Origin of the sequence: Sphingobacterium sp. UBA7038 (genome assembly GCF_002494055.1) — a bacterium.
GTDB lineage: Bacteria > Bacteroidota > Bacteroidia > Sphingobacteriales > Sphingobacteriaceae > Sphingobacterium > Sphingobacterium multivorum.
This window is the reverse complement of sequence record NZ_DLAV01000016.1, coordinates 196,906-213,613: the sequence shown is the minus strand read 5'-3', so window position 1 is coordinate 213,613 and position 16,708 is coordinate 196,906. Positions and strand designations below refer to the sequence as shown.

At 39.1% G+C, this 16,708-nt stretch carries 16 protein-coding genes; 6 read left to right on the top strand and 10 right to left on the bottom strand.

Features of this window, described 5'->3' with window-relative positions:
* The first annotated feature begins 18 nt into the window (after nt 1-18).
* Nucleotides 19-2,388, top strand: coding sequence for an endonuclease MutS2 (locus B3H30_RS11565; protein WP_070564182.1), 2,370 nt, complete (start codon nt 19-21; stop codon nt 2,386-2,388).
* A 63-nt stretch (nt 2,389-2,451) separates the two neighbouring features.
* Complete coding sequence (locus tag B3H30_RS11560) at nt 2,452-3,108, top strand: MgtC/SapB family protein (RefSeq protein WP_070564179.1); 657 nt, start codon at nt 2,452-2,454, stop codon at nt 3,106-3,108.
* 28 nt (nt 3,109-3,136) lie between these two features.
* Here the strand turns inward: B3H30_RS11560 and B3H30_RS11555 are convergent, their stop codons facing one another.
* The 9 genes from B3H30_RS11555 to B3H30_RS11515 form a co-directional block, all read right to left on the bottom strand.
* Complete coding sequence (locus B3H30_RS11555) at nt 3,137-3,472, bottom strand: hypothetical protein (protein WP_254667680.1); 336 nt, start codon at nt 3,470-3,472, stop codon at nt 3,137-3,139.
* Nucleotides 3,473-3,479: 7 nt separating this feature from the next.
* Nucleotides 3,480-3,725, bottom strand: coding sequence for a hypothetical protein (locus B3H30_RS11550; protein ID WP_070564176.1), 246 nt, complete (start codon nt 3,723-3,725; stop codon nt 3,480-3,482).
* 102 nt (nt 3,726-3,827) lie between these two features.
* Entirely contained in the window at nt 3,828-5,159 is a 1,332-nt protein-coding gene (gene gdhA, locus B3H30_RS11545; protein ID WP_070564173.1) for an NADP-specific glutamate dehydrogenase, read from the bottom strand.
* Nucleotides 5,160-5,685: 526 nt separating this feature from the next.
* Entirely contained in the window at nt 5,686-6,930 is a 1,245-nt protein-coding gene (locus B3H30_RS11540) for a sulfate adenylyltransferase subunit 1 (RefSeq protein ID WP_070564170.1), read from the bottom strand.
* 29 nt (nt 6,931-6,959) lie between these two features.
* On the bottom strand, nt 6,960-7,850 hold the full coding sequence (cysD, locus tag B3H30_RS11535; protein ID WP_070564167.1) for a sulfate adenylyltransferase subunit CysD: 891 nt from the start codon (nt 7,848-7,850) through the stop codon (nt 6,960-6,962).
* 54 nt (nt 7,851-7,904) lie between these two features.
* A complete protein-coding gene (locus B3H30_RS11530; RefSeq protein ID WP_070564164.1) occupies nt 7,905-8,606 on the bottom strand; it encodes a phosphoadenylyl-sulfate reductase in 702 nt (233 codons plus the stop codon).
* Complete coding sequence (locus B3H30_RS11525) at nt 8,596-9,174, bottom strand: precorrin-2 dehydrogenase/sirohydrochlorin ferrochelatase family protein (RefSeq protein ID WP_070564161.1); 579 nt, start codon at nt 9,172-9,174, stop codon at nt 8,596-8,598. The genes B3H30_RS11530 and B3H30_RS11525 overlap by 11 nt, the downstream gene beginning before the upstream one ends.
* A gap of 2 nt (nt 9,175-9,176) precedes the next feature.
* Nucleotides 9,177-9,935, bottom strand: a complete 759-nt coding sequence (gene cobA / locus B3H30_RS11520) for a uroporphyrinogen-III C-methyltransferase (RefSeq protein ID WP_070564158.1) — start codon at nt 9,933-9,935, stop codon at nt 9,177-9,179.
* Nucleotides 9,936-9,947: 12 nt separating this feature from the next.
* Entirely contained in the window at nt 9,948-12,053 is a 2,106-nt protein-coding gene (locus B3H30_RS11515) for a HEPN domain-containing protein (RefSeq protein WP_070564155.1), read from the bottom strand.
* A gap of 198 nt (nt 12,054-12,251) precedes the next feature.
* On the opposite strand from B3H30_RS11515, the gene B3H30_RS11510 reads away from it, so the two are divergent.
* Genes B3H30_RS11510 through B3H30_RS11495 form a run of 4 tightly spaced genes read left to right on the top strand, consistent with a single transcriptional unit; the run spans nt 12,252 to nt 15,678 of the window.
* Nucleotides 12,252-13,169, top strand: coding sequence for a PstS family phosphate ABC transporter substrate-binding protein (locus B3H30_RS11510; RefSeq protein WP_236560197.1), 918 nt, complete (start codon nt 12,252-12,254; stop codon nt 13,167-13,169).
* 1 nt (nt 13,170) lies between these two features.
* A complete protein-coding gene (gene pstC / locus B3H30_RS11505; RefSeq protein ID WP_070564149.1) occupies nt 13,171-14,067 on the top strand; it encodes a phosphate ABC transporter permease subunit PstC in 897 nt (298 codons plus the stop codon).
* Nucleotides 14,060-14,911, top strand: a complete 852-nt coding sequence (locus tag B3H30_RS11500; protein WP_046673380.1) for a PstA family ABC transporter permease — start codon at nt 14,060-14,062, stop codon at nt 14,909-14,911. Before pstC ends, B3H30_RS11500 begins: the two co-directional genes overlap by 8 nt.
* Nucleotides 14,869-15,678 carry a phosphate ABC transporter ATP-binding protein gene (locus tag B3H30_RS11495; protein WP_046673379.1) on the top strand — a complete coding sequence of 270 codons (810 nt, stop codon included), beginning with the start codon at nt 14,869-14,871 and terminating at the stop codon, nt 15,676-15,678. Before B3H30_RS11500 ends, B3H30_RS11495 begins: the two co-directional genes overlap by 43 nt.
* 286 nt (nt 15,679-15,964) lie before the next feature.
* Here B3H30_RS11495 and bshB1 read toward each other — a convergent pair whose 3' ends face one another.
* The gene (bshB1, locus tag B3H30_RS11490; RefSeq protein ID WP_046673378.1) at nt 15,965-16,696 is read right to left on the bottom strand and encodes a bacillithiol biosynthesis deacetylase BshB1; all 732 of its coding nucleotides are present in this window, start codon (nt 16,694-16,696) and stop codon (nt 15,965-15,967) included.
* Nucleotides 16,697-16,708 lie beyond the last annotated feature (12 nt).

Below are 16,708 nucleotides of genomic sequence, written 5' to 3'. Positions count from 1 at the left end.
TCAAAGAATATAATTTCTATGGTATATCCAATAAATGCAATTGATAAACTCGGGTTTTCCGAGATAAAAGATAAAATAAAACAAAAATGCCTAAGTGAGTCTGGGCGTGAGCTAGTTGAAAAAATTCAACCTCAAACCCGGTTTGACCAAATCGACCGATTTCTAAGACAGACCAGCGAGTTTAAGGATCTTCTAATGAATGATGGCGCATTTCCTGTTGAAAATTTCTTTCCGCTTAGATCCATTATCGAGAAAGCTCGAGTCGAGGGCGCGTTCTTACTCGAGGATGAATTTTTTCGGGTATTACTATCCCTCAAGACTGTTTACGCTATTATCCGTTATTTTAATGAGCGGGAAGGTCTCTATCCCAATTTAGAGGTATTGTTTGAGCATTTACCGATCGAGAAGGGGATTATTCGCGATATCGAAATGGTCATTGACGAGCGTGGAAAGCTTAAAAGTAATGCTTCCCGATTACTGTTGGAAATAACCCAACAAATTCAACGGGCAGAACAGGAGGCCCTAAAACGTATCAATAGTATCTTTAAGAGCGCACAGGACAGCGGATGGACAGCGGATGGGAATCTGACGATACGGGATGGAAGGCTCTGTATTCCTATTCTTGCGGAAAATAAAAGAAAGCTCAAAGGTTTGATTCATGATGAGTCCGCTACGGGACAAACTGCTTATATAGAGCCTGAAGAAGTATTTCAGTTAAATAATAAAATTAGGGACCTGGAGTTTGAACGTAGGCGTGAGGTCATCCGTATTTTAGTCGAACTAACGGACAAGGTCCGGCCACATATTCCGCTCTTGCTTTCCTATCACAGCCTATTAACCAAAGTAGATTTTGTGCGAGCGAAAGCACTTTTTGCCTTGGATATTGAGGCAGAAATGCCTGAATTATCGAAGGAGGCTGAAATTAATTTGGTCAATGGTCGACATCCGCTTCTATTGCTGAATCAGCATCATACTGTTGTTCCTTTAAACATTCAAATTGATCATATTCAACGTATTATTGTTGTATCGGGTCCTAATGCCGGCGGAAAATCGGTATGTATGAAAACGGTTGGTCTTTTGCAAATCATGGTGCAATCGGGCTTATTAATACCAGCGGAACCGACAAGTAAAGTCGGTGTTTTTAAGCAGCTATTTGCAGATATAGGCGATGATCAATCCATTGAAAGTGATTTGAGTACATACAGTGCTCATCTGTCCAAAATGAAATATTTTACGGAATTTGCAAATGGACGTACTTTGGTACTGATCGATGAGTTTGGAACCGGTACCGACCCTTTGTTTGGCGGACCTATTGCTGAGGCTGTATTGGAATCCCTTAACAAAAAACAAATCAGGGGAGTTGTGACCACCCACTATTCAAATCTCAAAGTTTTTGCCAGCAATACGACAGGTCTGGAAAATGCTTCAATGTTATTTGATAATCGCGAGATGAAACCGATGTATATCCTACAAATTGGTAAGCCAGGAAGCTCTTATGCTTTCGAAATCGCGCAGAAAATAGGATTAGGTAAGGATATTTTGGAATCTGCTAAAAGTAAAATTGGTGTTCAACAAAAGAAGGTAGATACATTATTGATCAATCTTGAGCGAGAAAAGAAAGAGGTTTTTGATACAAAGGTTGCTATTAATAAGCGCGAGAAGGAACTGGAGTCGATTAAATCGGAGTATTTGGAATTACAAAGTTATTTGGAAGAAAATAAGCGCGTAATTTTGAAAAAGGCGAAAGAGGAAGCGCAACAGATTATTAAAAGTTCGAATAAGTTAATCGAAAATACGGTAGCGCAGATCAAATCTGCAAAAGCGGATAAAGAGAAAACTCGTGAGTTGCGCAGCAATTTGGATCAGGCACTTCAAGCTGTTCTTCCCAAAGAGCAAAAACCGGCGAAGCAAATCGTCAAAGAAAAAACGCCTGAATCTACCATATTAAATATTGGGGATTGGGTACAGATTATAGATAATGGTGCTGAAGCGCAGATTGTCGAAATTGCAAAGAACAACCTTATTCTTGCCATGGGGGAACTTCGCACTGTTCAAAAGCGAAAGAATGTGATTAAACTCGAAGGGCGGGAAGGGAAGAAGTCTGCAAAAAGTCTATCAAGATCATTATCTTCTGGCAGTGTAGCTGATTTCAAGCCAGAACTTGATTTAAGAGGAATGCGCACAGAAGACGCACTGCATGAATTAGAACGTGTTTTGGATCGGGCCGTCATGATAGGTTATCCGTCCTTAAAAATTATTCATGGTAAAGGTGATGGTATTTTGCGCAAATTTATTCGCGATTACCTTCGTAAATATAGTCATGTAAGCCGTTTTGAGGACGAACATCAAGATCGTGGGGGCGATGGTATAACTTACGCTTATCTATAGTCTTAATTTCATGGAGCTGAGCATGTTCGAAGCTCCGTGTTTCATCTTTCTGTAAAGTTCGGTATGGAGAATATCATTAACTTTTTGACTAGTGAGCCTTTGTTAAACGCTCTCACTTCAATTCTGTGTGGGAGTTTAATTGGTTTTGAACGTGAGTATAGGAATAAATCTGCTGGATTTCGTACGGTAGTGCTTATTTGTTTCGGTTCGGCGATGTTTACTATTGTTTCCTGTTTGTTTATTGGCAATAGTACTGATCGCGTTGCTGCAAATATTGTGACTGGTATAGGCTTTATTGGTGCTGGTGTGATCTTTAAAGGCAAACTATCGGTTAGTGGTCTCACAACAGCGGCCGTTATTTGGACGACAGCTGGTATTGGCATGTTTGCCGGATTGGGGCAACTGGTTTATGCGATTTCCTTTGCTGTTTTTATGGTGGTAATACTCGCGCTTTTTCAGCGGATCGAAATTCTTTTGGCTCGTTACTACCTAGTCCGTTCTCTACACGTAAAGTTTAGTTCCAATGAGTTTTATCACTTACATGAGTTTGAACAATTGGCATTGGATTTTAAGATTAAAGCTACCAGGCGTGTTATTGAAAAGATTAGTGGTAAGTTAGAAGTAATGTATGATATTTCTGGGAAAATGACCGATTTAGATCGTTTTAACCAACAATTGGCAGGTTCATTAGTTATAGATGAGTTTTATTATAACAAATAAACACATCTATAACTAACCTCATTGTAGCTTAAGTCGTTTCTTTACCTCCGAAAGTAATCAAAACCATACCTGAAATGATGACAAACATACCCAGTACCTGCTGCCAGCTCAATGAACTTTTAAAATATAGCTCCATCGCCAATTGGACAGTCAGAAATGTGCCACCAGAACATAAGGCTATTACGATAGGTTGAGAGACGTTCTTAAATAACTGCACAAGAAACCAACTTGCTGATAAAAGAATAATGTTTCCTATAATTAAAGTTGTCCATTTATACTTTGGATGTATCCCGCCAAGTTTAAACAGGATAGATGAAATAATTTGACAGGCCCAAAATGCCACAAAATATATATAGTTCAGCATGGATTTTTTATTCGTATCTACTATAAGCACTATTAAAAGATTGGCGCATCAATGCGAATTGATCGATCACACTCTTCATAAATTCTTCGTCAAGTAAATCAAAGACCCCATTTACACCGCCAATTATATCCATTTCTGCAATTTTATAAGATTGTTCTAAGTTTCCTTGTTCAAATTTAATAATGAATTTTTGATTCATACCAAAGATTGAAATCTTGCAATCGGGATGGGGGAGTTCAGCTATTAATCTCATTTAAATTTTGTGTTTTTTAAAATTAGCATAAAAGTATAAAAAAACGCCCAAATGCAATGCATTTGAGCGCTCAGGATTATGATATGATTAGAAAAAGGCGTGTTATACGATACCTTGTGCTTTCATCGCGTTAGCGACTTTTATAAAACCACCAATATTGGCACCTTTCAGATAATTAACGAATCCACTGTCTTGGCCATATTTCAAGCAAGTTTCGTGAATGCTTTCCATAATGGTTTTTAAGCGATTGTCAACTTCTTCTGTACACCATTGTGTACGGATTGAGTTTTGAGACATTTCCAAGCCGCTGACAGCAACACCACCAGCATTCGCAGCTTTGCCAGGTGCAAAACTGATTTTTGCATCTAGAAAAACTTTAATAGCTTCTGCAGTAGAAGGCATATTTGCACCCTCAGCTACGCAGATACAACCATTTGCTACAAGCGCTTTAGCATCCGATTCTTCTAATTCATTTTGTGTTGCACATGGCAGAGCGATATCACATTTAAATTGCCATGGCTTTTGACCAGGTAAGAATTTGGCGTTTGGATAGCGAGCAGGATATTGATCGAGGTTTCTTCCCAAAGTAGCCCCAAATGCCATTTTTTCAGCATTAAAACCATCAGGATCGTAAAGTGTGCCCAAGCTATTTGATACAGTAATTACTTTGGCGCCAAGTTGAACAGCCTTTTCAACAGCGTAAAAGGCTACGTTGCCAGCACCAGATACTGTAGCTACTTTACCTTGTAAAGATTTTCCTTGATATCTGAATATGCAGTCAACAAAATATAGGAGCCCATAGCCGGTAGCTTCAGGACGAATATATGATCCACCCCATAATTCACCTTTGCCCGTTAGAACGCCTGTAAAATTGTTTTGAAGTCGTTTAAATTGACCGAATAAAAAGCCTATTTCGCGTCCACCAACGCCGATATCTCCTGCAGGAACATCTGTATCTGCGCCAATATGACGATAAAGTTCTGTCATAAAGCTTTGACAAAAACGCATAATTTCATTATCTGATTTACCTTTAGGGTCGAAATCAGAACCTCCTTTACCACCACCAATTGGTAGTCCTGTTAAGCTATTTTTAAATACTTGTTCAAAAGCGAGGAATTTTAAAATACTTTGGTTGACAGAAGGAGCGAAGCGAAGGCCACCTTTATATGGACCGATTGAACTGTTCATTTGAACACGATAACCACGATTTACCTGTACTTGGTGATTATCATCCAACCAAGTTACGCGAAAAGATATAATACGTTCAGGTTCAGTAAGTCTTTCAAGAATTTTTTGGTCGAAAAATTCAGGATGATTTTCAGTAATATAAGGAAATAAATCCTCAGTAACTTCTTTTACAGCTTGTAAGAATTCTGGTTCATTTGGATTGCGTTTCTCAACGATTGAAATGAACTCGTTAAAGTTTTTTGACATGTTTTAATTAGTAAAATTTCCCTTTGGCTGGCACTAATTTATATAATTTTTAATAAAAAACCAATATTTGTTAATTATTTACAATTATTGGTCTTTTTTAATGAAATTTCATATTTTTTTTAAAATTATTTAAAACAGACTAATCAATAGCGAAATGAAGGCATAATGACCATTTAACAGTATTTTATTCGAAATTAAATCTAAAAGATAGAATCATTTTCGTTTTTGATAAAATAGCTATGAATACTCATTACAATTGATGAATATTTAATGTTTAGCTTTTTTTTCTGACTATTTGATAAATGTAGATGAACCCTATTTTCTTTATATATTTGGTATTTATAATTTATATTATGTTAAATATTAAATATCCGAGTGTGCCCTCTCTATACAGTTGATCTTTAAGCTTGGTTCTTTAAAATAGATTCTGTGGTGTATAAGTTCAACTTCATAAAAAAAAGGAACCCAAACAATGCCTGAGTTCCTTGAATAATATTTAGGTTGAATATTTACGTTTAAAAAAATATTAATCGATTGCCTGAATCATTAAAGCACCAACGGTTAGATTTGTCCGTGGATCAATAACAATCGCTTGAGAATTTGCCGGATTTTCCTGCTGTAGATCAAATACTAGATTCTCAGCGGACTTAATGGCTATTCGACCAATATCATTTAGTTTGATTGGATCATTATATATTTTTTCCTGTGTATTGATATCAAATTTGTATAACACATCTACAATCTTAACCTTGGTTAATTTACTGTGGCTTTGGACAAGATAAATTTGCGCAGTATCCAAAGGCTTATTGTCGAACCAACATAAGTTTGCTTGAATATTGCGCTCAAACTTTGGCGGCTGTTCTACACTTGCAATGGTATCGCCGCGACTAATGTCGACATCGTCACTGAGGTGTACAATGACAGATTGTCCGTTTTCAGCCCGTTGAAGTTGTTGCCCGTTTAATTCAATCGCTTGAATTGTGCTATATGTTTCTGCTGGATAAACAATAACCTGGTCACCAACCGTCAGCCCCTCTCCTAGTACTCGGCCTGCATAGCCTCTATAGTCGTGTAAATCATCGGTTTGTGGTCTTACAACCCATTGGACGGGAAACCTCCAACTGGCTGCTTCCTGTTCGTGAATTTCTACATTTTCCAGGTAATCCAATAAAGATTCGCCTGCATACCAGCTCATTCTTTCTGACTTATGGACAATATTGTCTCCTTTTAAGGCTGAAACAGGTATGAAATCAATATCCTTAAGTCCGAGATTGTTAGCTAAAGTTAAATAATCAGCCTTGATCTGTTCGAAAACAGAAGCGCTATAATCGACCATATCCATCTTGTTTATGCAGACCAAGACTTGTTTCATGGCCAATAATTTGGCTATAAAAGAATGACGTTTTGTTTGCTCTATTACGCCTTTGCGTGCATCAACCAGAATGATTATGAGATCTGAATTGGAAGCTCCAGTTACCATGTTTCTGGTGTATTGGATATGTCCTGGAGCATCGGCTATAATATATTTTCGGTGTTCAGTCTGGAAATATTTATAGGCTACATCAATTGTTATGCCTTGTTCACGTTCAGCTTTAAGTCCATCAGTCAATATGGCCAAGTCTACCGTCCCATCGTCATTTTTCCGGTTGGCACGCTGTATAGCTTCCAATTGGTCGTCCAAAATGGAGTTTGTATCATATAGTAATCGGCCAATCAAGGTACTTTTACCATCATCTACAGAACCGGCCGTTATAAATTTCAATATATTCATTGTTGTCAATATCAGGTATTTGATTTGAATTAAAAGTATCCTTGTTTTTTACGTTCTTCCATGGCTGCTTCCGATACCTTATCGTCCATTCTAGCGCCACGTTCACTTACCGTTGAGGCCTTGATTTCGGCGATAATATCATCTAACTCCGTTGCTGTTGAATCTACAGCTGCTGTACAAGTCATGTCGCCTACAGTTCTGAAACGTACAGATTTGCGTTCTATGATATCATCTGCATCGATATTTAAGAATGAGGCAGCAGCCATCAGTTGCCCATTGCGGGTAATAACATCCCGTTCATGGCTGAAATAAATCGATGGCAATGCAATCTGTTCACGTTTAATATAGTTCCAAACATCGAGCTCGGTCCAGTTTGAAATAGGAAACACCCGTACATTTTCGCCTTTGTTTATTTTGCCATTAAAGATGCTCCACAGCTCAGGTCTTTGGCGTTTCGGATCCCATTGTCCAAATTCATCACGCACGGAGAAGATTCTTTCCTTAGCACGCGCTTTTTCTTCGTCCCGACGTGCGCCACCGATACAGGCATCAAAACCATGTTTTGCGATTGTATCGAGTAAGGTAACTGTTTGCAAGGCGTTCCGACTTGCATTTTTTCCTTTTTGCTCAACGACTTTTCCTTGATCAATGCTGTCTTGAACATAACCAACGATAAGTTTTTCTCCTATGTCTTCAATCAATGAATCCCTGAACGTAATTGTCTCGGGAAAATTGTGACCAGTGTCAATATGAACTAGTGGAAAAGGAAATTTACCAGGTCTAAATGCTTTTTTTGCTAGGTGAACAAGTGTAATGGAGTCCTTACCACCAGAGAATAATAGCGCTGGTTTTTCAAATTGTCCGGCTACCTCCCTTAAAATATATATTGCTTCCGCTTCTAAATGATCTAAATAGTCCATTCTCTGAAATAATAAAATTTGATTTTAATGAATTTGGGTTTCTACTTCGCTATTTTATGATTTAACGGCGTGCAAACCACATTCTTTTTTACTTTGATCTTCCCACCACCATCTACCAGCGCGGAAGTCCTCTCCTTCTTGTATTGCTCTTGTACAAGGTTGACAACCGATACTTGGGAAACCCTTGTCGTGTAGCACATTGTACGGGATATATTGCTCTTTACAATAATTTTTAACTTCCTCAAAAGTCCAGTCAAATAAAGGATGGATTTTGATGATTTGGTTCGTTTCATCGTATTCGATAAAGTCCATGTCGTGGCGATTGATGGATTGATCTGATCGGATGCCCGTTACCCAAATTTTTTTCCCTTTAATCGCGCGTTGTAAAGGTTCAATTTTCCTTATCCTACAACATTCCTTCCGATTCTCAACCGACTCATAAAAGGAGTTTGGACCTTTTCTGCTGATAAAATCTTCCAACAATGTTGTATCCGCAGTATATGTTTTAATACGCAACTGATAACGTTCCAAGGTGCGGCTCCACAGGGAATAGGTTTCTTTGAACAGTCTTCCAGTATCCAGTGTGAATATGTCGATATTAATATTATTTTTACCGATCCATTCCGTGATTACTTGATCCTCAATACCGAAAGAGGTTGAAAAAACTACCTCATTAGGAAATAGTGAGGCTATTGTTTGTAAGAGCTCCACTCCTTTTTTTTCGCCAATAATTTCTTTAATTTCCTTAACGTTCATAACGTAATATATTTTTGGTATGCTCGTTCAACTGCTTTACTTTGTATTCAAAATCTCCTCGAAGCTGCTCTCGATAAGCACTCATGAGTGATAGTGTTTCGTCAATTTCCTCCGGTAACAAGTCATTTAATAGTTCCTTCACCCTTTTGGCAATCGTCGGTGATTTGCCATTGGTGGAAATAGCTATTTTCAAGTCGCCTTTCTTTACGATGGACCCCAGGTAGAAGTCGCATAATTCGGGTTTGTCCGCGGCATTAAACAGTATGTTATTTTGCCCTGTTAAATTACGCAGCTGTTCGTTGAGCTCCATGTTATTGGTTGCTGCAATAACAAGTTGTTTGTCCGTAAGGTCGTCTGGTCTAAACGGACGCATGTGGAGCTGAATTTGTGTGTAATTTTGTAATAGCTCCTTAAATTCCGGGATGATTTCCCGAGTCACAATGGTCAGTTTTAATCCCTCATCATTGGAAATTAAAGCTTGAAATTTTTCCAATGCAACTTTCCCGCCTCCAACAAGTAAGGTGTCAATTTGATTCAATTTGACGAATATTGGAAATAGCTGGTTCATATCTATAAAGCTAAAGCTTTTTCTTTAATGTGTTGGAATGAACGATGCTTGGCAACGACCTCGCCGATTACAATAATCGCTGGGACACCGACCCTTTTCTCTGTTGATTCATCAAGAATATTATCGATAGTACCTAGTACAACTTTTTCATTAGGCAATGAACCATTTTGAATCAAGGCTATTGGTAAATTATGAAGATTTCTTTGGCGGTAGATTTCCACGATCTCTGCCAATTTTCTGTATCCCATCAAGACAACGACAGTGGCCTTGGATTCTGCCGCCAGATAAAGATCTGTTGAAAGTGAACCGTCCGATTTGGAGCCTGTGATGACCCAAAAGCTCTCACTGATTCCCCGGTAAGTTAATGGAAGTTGCTGTAGTCCGGTAAGTCCAATTGCGGAGGAAATACCTGGCACAACGGTAGTTTCAATACCATATTGCTGTACGTAGTCAATTTCTTCGCCACCACGGCCAAAAACAAATGGATCACCACCTTTTAGACGTACAACATGGCCATAGTTTAAGGCATAATCCACCAAAAGGCGATTGATTTCATCCTGTGAAGTAGAGAGTTGTTCGGCTCGTTTTCCAACATATATCTTGATGCATTCAGCCTGTGCATAATCCAGTAGTTCATCATTCACCAAGGCGTCGTATAAAATGACATCTGCTTTTTCTATTGCTTTGATGCCTTTTAGGCTGATCAGATCCGGATCACCAGGGCCTGCTCCTACCAATGTTACTTTTGCTTTTATTGACATACCTATTCCCTCCTATACCAATACTGGTTTTAAATTTTTCCGTTGATAGACTTCATTGATAAACTTCGTTGCTTCCTGAAGGTAGTTGATTGCAAAATGCTCTGTTGGTTCATTTTTACTAATCTGTAGAACTAATTCTGGAAACGTTTGGTCAAAACTATATTCACCTGTTTCCACGAAATGTGTTTGGAATTCGTTGATTACAATATTTTGCGTGCTGGCGCTAATCCCTTTATCCAATAGTAGGGCTTTTGCTGCTTGTACAAAGGCATTATAAGCATGATAAATCGCATCCGAGAATTTGGATTCCCGAAATGTTTCATTTGCCCATTGTAATTTCTCTTCCGCCTCATAGATCAACGTAGCAACCAAGTCAATCACCACGCCTGCACACTCGCCAACTCCGATTGCCGTTTGGAAAGTTCCTTCATGTCCCCAGTCGACAAATTCGTCCGCAGCAAGATTGGTCAAATCCGATAGAGGCTTTAAAAGATTATAAAAGTAATTTTTACTTTGTCTGTCGTAGTAAGCATGGAAGTTTTCATTTGTTTCCGCATTTTTTTTATAATCATTCAGCACCCATTCTACAACATGCAAGACTCTTTTTGTCGGCACTTTAATAATACGCTCGGCAACACGTCCTTCACCATTACCAATTGTCCCGCCACCAAGCATAACTTGGGCTGCAGGGACCAATTTGCCCTCCGCTTTAACCGAGCTACCATGAAAGCCGATATGTGCCAGACCATGTTGGCCACAAGAATTCATACAACCCGAAATTTTGATTTTTAAATCCCGATTAAAGACAAAATCCTGATGAAATTCGGCGATATAAGATTCGATAACCCGCGCCATTTCAGTACTGTTTGAAATGCCTAGATTACAGGTATCCGTACCAGGGCAAGTTGTTACATCAGCAGTACTATCAAAACCTACCTGCGCTAGATCCAACGATTTAAGTAGTTGATAAATATGTGGCAGTGACTTTTCTGTTGCGTATTTTAGCAGTAGGCTTTGGTTTTGTGTGATACGGATATCGTCCGCGACCAAATCCTTCAGACCTGCAACCAACGCGCGTGCTTTATCTGTACCTATATCACCGGTGGATACCCGCACATAGACACCGTAATATCCTTTTTGTTTTTGTTCGAATGTATTGGTGCCCTTCCAAACTTGATAATTTAGATCACTATCTAGGTTAATCGTTGATAGCTGATTGTCGTCCGGTGGTATTGGCTGTTCGATTTTGGTTCGGTCGATCGGATAGCTTTTCACCTTCGTGGCGATTTTCTCGGCTTCAATTAAACTTAGCACTTCCTCTAACCCTAGTTTCTGAATAAGGTATTTGAATCGAGCTTTATTTCGGTTATTTCTTTCACCATAACGATCAAAGACACGAAGTGTCGCTTCGATATAAGGGATCAATTCATCTTCTGGTAAAAACTCGCTTGTCACTGATGCTAAGAAAGGCTGAGATCCCAATCCCCCACCCAATAACACTTTAAAACCACGAACTTCCACACCATCAACAATTTTTAGTTTTGGAATAAAACCAAGGTCATGAATATAGGAAAACGCAGTGTCTTCATCACTGGCAGAAAATGACATTTTGAATTTTCGTCCCATTTCCGCACATACTGGATTGCGCAAAAAATATTCAAAGGTCGCCTGAGCATATGGCGAAACATCAAATGGCTCCTTTGGATCGATTCCCGAACTTGGAGAAGCGGTGACATTACGGACTGTATTTCCACAAGCTTCGCGTAATGTAATATCGTCTTCAGCCAATTTGGACCAAAGTTCTGGTGTACGGTCAAGACTAACGTAATGAATCTGTATATCTTGACGTGTGGTCAGGTGCAGATTACGGCTTGCGTATTCGTCTGATATTGCTGCAATTTTGTTCAATTGCTTAAACGTAACCTTTCCAAACGGAAGCTTTATACGAACCATTTGAACTCCAGGTTGTCTTTGTCCATATACCCCCCTAGCCAAACGCAACGATCTAAATTTTTCGTCGGCAATTTTGCCCTCGTGGAACAATCGAATCTTTTTTTCAAGTTCGATAATTTCCTTCTCCACGATAGGATTTTCTAATTCTGTGCGGAAGCTTTGCATATAACAAATAAAATCTATTGATTTAGTATTCTTTTCTCGATGTCAAATGTAAAAATATTTTTTTAATATTTATAATATCTACCAAATTAATATATATTTGCCCTATAAAATTTAATATATAAAACCTGTAGACTTTTAGGTGTAATGATGAGAAAGTTTTTTATAATCTTGATTTTAAGCTATGTAATCGTATTTAAAATGACTTCCTGTGCGCCAAAAGTCAAAAATGGTTATAGTAAGGAACATGGTTTTGAAGGTAATATTTCTTTGTCCGGTGCCTTTGCCCTTTATCCTTTAGCTGTAGTTTGGAGTGAAGATTTTAAAAAAATACACCCTAATGTTCGTTTCAATATTTCAGCGGGAGGTGCTGGAAAAGGAATCGCCGATGTTCTGACAGGTATGGTTGATATTGGAATGGTGTCGAGAGACCTACACGAGCAGGAAATAAAAAAAGGGGCTGTTCCAGTTATTGTTGCTAAAGACGCTGTTATCTGTACGATTAATCCCGGTAACCCTAATTATTCCGCTATTTTGAAGCGTGGTCTGAGCCGCGAAGAATTGCTGAATATTTTTGTAAATAGAAAGTTTAAGACCTGGAAAGAAATTGATCCTCAGTTTACGGCGGATCCTATCAACGTTTATGTACGTTCGGATGCTGCCGGAGCAGCTGAAACATGGGCTAAATTTTTTGGTCATAAGCAGGAGGATCTGCAAGGTATTGGCATTTTTGGTGACCCTGGGATTGCTCAGGCCATTAAAGATGATACTCACGGGATTGGATTCAATAACATTAACTACGTCTATAATCTGAAAACCAATAACGTGTTTGATCGTATTGCGGTTGTTCCTTTGGATCTCAATAAAAATGGGCACATTGAGGATGATGAGCAGTTTTATGGCACTCTATCTAATTTGACAGAGGCCGTCGCTACAGGAAAATACCCAGCTCCCCCCTCAAGAGAACTAACTTTTGTAACGCGCAATAAGACCGAATCCCTTCTCTTGAAAGAATTTATTTCTTTTGTGCTTCAAAAACAGGCGCAATCGCAACTCCTTGAGAATGGTTATGTCCCACTAAATGAAACATTGATAAAAGAAGAACTTAATAAGTTATAGCATGCTAAATACTCGTCTCGTTAAAGATTCTCTGGTCAAGCGATCCACCTTGCTCCTGCTACTGATTTCACTTTCAGTTGTGGTGATTATTGCGATTGGTTTAACTATAAAATCGATTCCGTTATTTGAATACAGTAATATCTTTCAACTGTTGACCGACAAGGTTTGGTCACCAATGAAAGGATCGTTTGGCTTTTTGCCTTTTATTGCAGGTACGCTTGCTGTTACCTTGATTTCTCTTGTTATTGCGATTCCGCTTTGTATACTGACTGCGGTTTATTTGACTGAATATGCTTCGGATGCCTTAAAAAATATGATGTTTCCGTTGGTCAATATTTTAGCAGCGATACCGCCGGTTCTGTATGGTGTTTGGGGGGTATTGTTTATTGTACCTTTAATTCAGCTGTATATCGCTCCCATCTTTGGGGTTGTTACATCGGGTTATTCAGTGCTTGCCGGTGGAATTGTATTGGCAGTGATGATCTTTCCCATTATGATTTCCATTATGGTGGAGGTGCTGCAAACGATACCTTATGAGCTAAAAGCGGCTTCGCTATCTTTAGGTGCAACAAAATGGGATACCATTAAGCATGTTATTCTGAAGAAGGCTAGACCTGGCATTGTTGCTGCAATTGTTTTGTCAACATCGAGGGCATTTGGTGAAACAATAGCGGTGTTGATGGTCTGTGGCAATGTTGCAAAAGTCCCTACTTCGGTATTTGATGCCGGATACCCAATTCCAGCATTAATAGCCAATAATTTCGGGGAAATGATGTCAATTCCACTTTATGAATCTGCGTTAATGTTCTCTGCGTTGCTGCTGTTTGTGATCATATTTGTTTTTAATTTAATATCTCGTCTTATATTGAGACGACTGGAAGGAGCTCAGCATGGATAATACGAAAAGACGGCTATTGAGTGAAAAGGTAGCCAAAGGTTTCATGCATCTCTCCGGGATAACTGTGACTGCTTCCCTATTTTTTATCGTAGGAACTATCTTATATAAGGGGCTTCCTTATCTCAGTTGGGAGATGGTTAGCCAGTTGCCAAAAGGTGGATTTTATATTGGAAAAGAAGGTGGGATTTTGAACGCAATCTTGGGCTCCCTCTATCTAGCAGGTGTAGCGACAGCCTTGTCCGCAATTATAGGTATTCCGATTTCGTTGTACCTCAACGTTTATTTGGGGGCGAAATCAAAAGTGACACAGCTTGCTAAATTGTTGTTTGATGTCTTGTATGGTGTTCCTTCTATTGTTTATGGGGCGGTTGGTTTTGGTATTATGGTTTATTTAGGTATTCGAGCATCGTTATTGGGGGGAATTATTACAGTGACACTGTTAACCATTCCAATTGTGGTTCGCACGGTTGATGAATTGATAAAAACAATTCCTGACGATTTAAAGAATGTCACTCTTTCCCTTGGGACCACACGCTGGGAATTGGCTAAGGTCATGCTAAGAAGCATCCGATCAGGGCTTCTTACCGCGATTTTGCTGGCTTTTGGGCGTGCTATTGGTGATGTTGCGGGCGTTTTATTGACAACAGGTTTTAGTGACAATCTTCCAAAATATATTGATGAACCAGCGGCAACGTTGCCATTGTCCATTTTTTTTCAGCTAAGTAGTCCTATTCCTGAAGTTCAGGGGCGCGCTTATGCTTCAGCTTTAGTTTTAACAATCATTATTTTAATTATTGTAGTATGCACTCATATCCTTCAATCGAAACAAAAAAATCGTCGATAATAAGTCCTTTGAGCAATCCCCACATTGAAATCAAGGATCTTAATGTCTATATTGACGGCCGACATATACTTAAAAATATTAATCTCGCCCTTCCTAACAATAGTGTAACTTCGATTATTGGTCCTTCAGGTTGCGGAAAGACGACGCTTTTAAAGACACTCAATAGATTAGTAGATGATACCAAGGGGGTTGAAATAACGGGATCTGTACTTGTTAATGGTGAGGATATTTATGGTAGAAATGCTGAAGTAACACATATCCGTAAGAAAATGGGACTTTTATCCCAAAAACCTTATCCTTTACCAATGTCGATCTATGATAATGTGGCTTACGGTCCTCGCATACATGGTACTCGAAGCAAAAAGGAGTTGGACAGAATTGTGGAAACGCAATTGCGAAATGTGGCGTTATGGGACGAAGTCAAGGACCGTCTCGGACATTCGGCTAGCGGATTGTCCATCGGTCAGCAACAAAGGCTTTGTCTTGCAAGAGGTTTGGCTGTAGAACCTGAGATTATACTTGGAGATGAATCGACATCAGCGTTAGATCCGCTTTCAACTGCTAAAATTGAGGAATTACTAATTGAATTGAAGAAAGATTATACCATCGTATTGGTAACGCATATTTTACGACAGGCAAGACGGGTGTCTGACTATATTCTGTTTGTCTATGGTGGAGAAATTCTTGAGTTTGGACCGACGGAACAGGTTTTATTGAATCCGCAGAATGAAATCACAAAACAGTATGTAAAAGGATTTATTTCCTAGAAGCTTAAGAAACATCGACACTGGATTAGGTTTATGAGAAAGCAATAAGGATTGGCTGATAAAAAGAATAAGCCAAAGGCTTAATTTCTACTGCGGGATATCTTCCCTATAATTGTGAAGACGATTGCTTTGTTGGGATAAACATTAGCAAAATAAGCATATGACCGATATTGTTTCCATCAAATCAGTCCGTAACTTCGCTTAAGAAATTATGCGGGAGTATTCAGGGGTAAAATAGGAATACTCCCGCATTTATTTTATCATGGTATCAGATAGACTCTATTTCCTACTTCAGGTGGAATAAATCATCAACGCCAAGTATCTTCTTGGAAGTAAATCCTTCGGCATATTTCGCTTGGATATATCGTCCAAATTCTCGGGCTCTGGCAGCAGTTGATTCCATGAAATCCGGATTGGAAATGTAGGTTTGTGGTTCATCAGGATTTACGTTTTCTCCTGTGTAAAATTGAGTTTTATAGGCTAAAACGGATTTTTCTTTAACATGGTAATAATCTGTTATATCGATAACAACATCTGGTTTTATATAATAATCCTGTACAAATTGCAGTACCAATCGGGGGCGGTGGGCCTCCTGAGGAACATTGTCCTGATCAAAAGTTTCCACTCTTCTCAAGCCAGCAAGAAAGCAAGCTTCACTGACCATCTGCCCCGCTCTTCCATGGTCCGGGTGGCGGTCTGTGATGGCATTTGTAATAATAATTTCGGGTTGATATTTGCGGATAGCTCTTATTACTGCCATTTTCTCTCTTTCGGCATTTTCAAAAAAACCATCTCTTAAGCCCAGGTTCTCTCTAGCGGCCAGTCCTAGGATTTCGGCAGCATCTTTTGCTTCCTGAGCCCTGGTTTCTGCTGTGCCGCGTGTGCCAAGCTCGCCTTGAGTCAAATCAACAATTCCAACCTTTTTTCCTTCAGCAACATATTTTGCCATTACTCCACCTGCGCCTAATTCAGCATCATCAGGATGTACAGCAATGATAAGTAGATCTAATTTTAACATATGATATCTCTC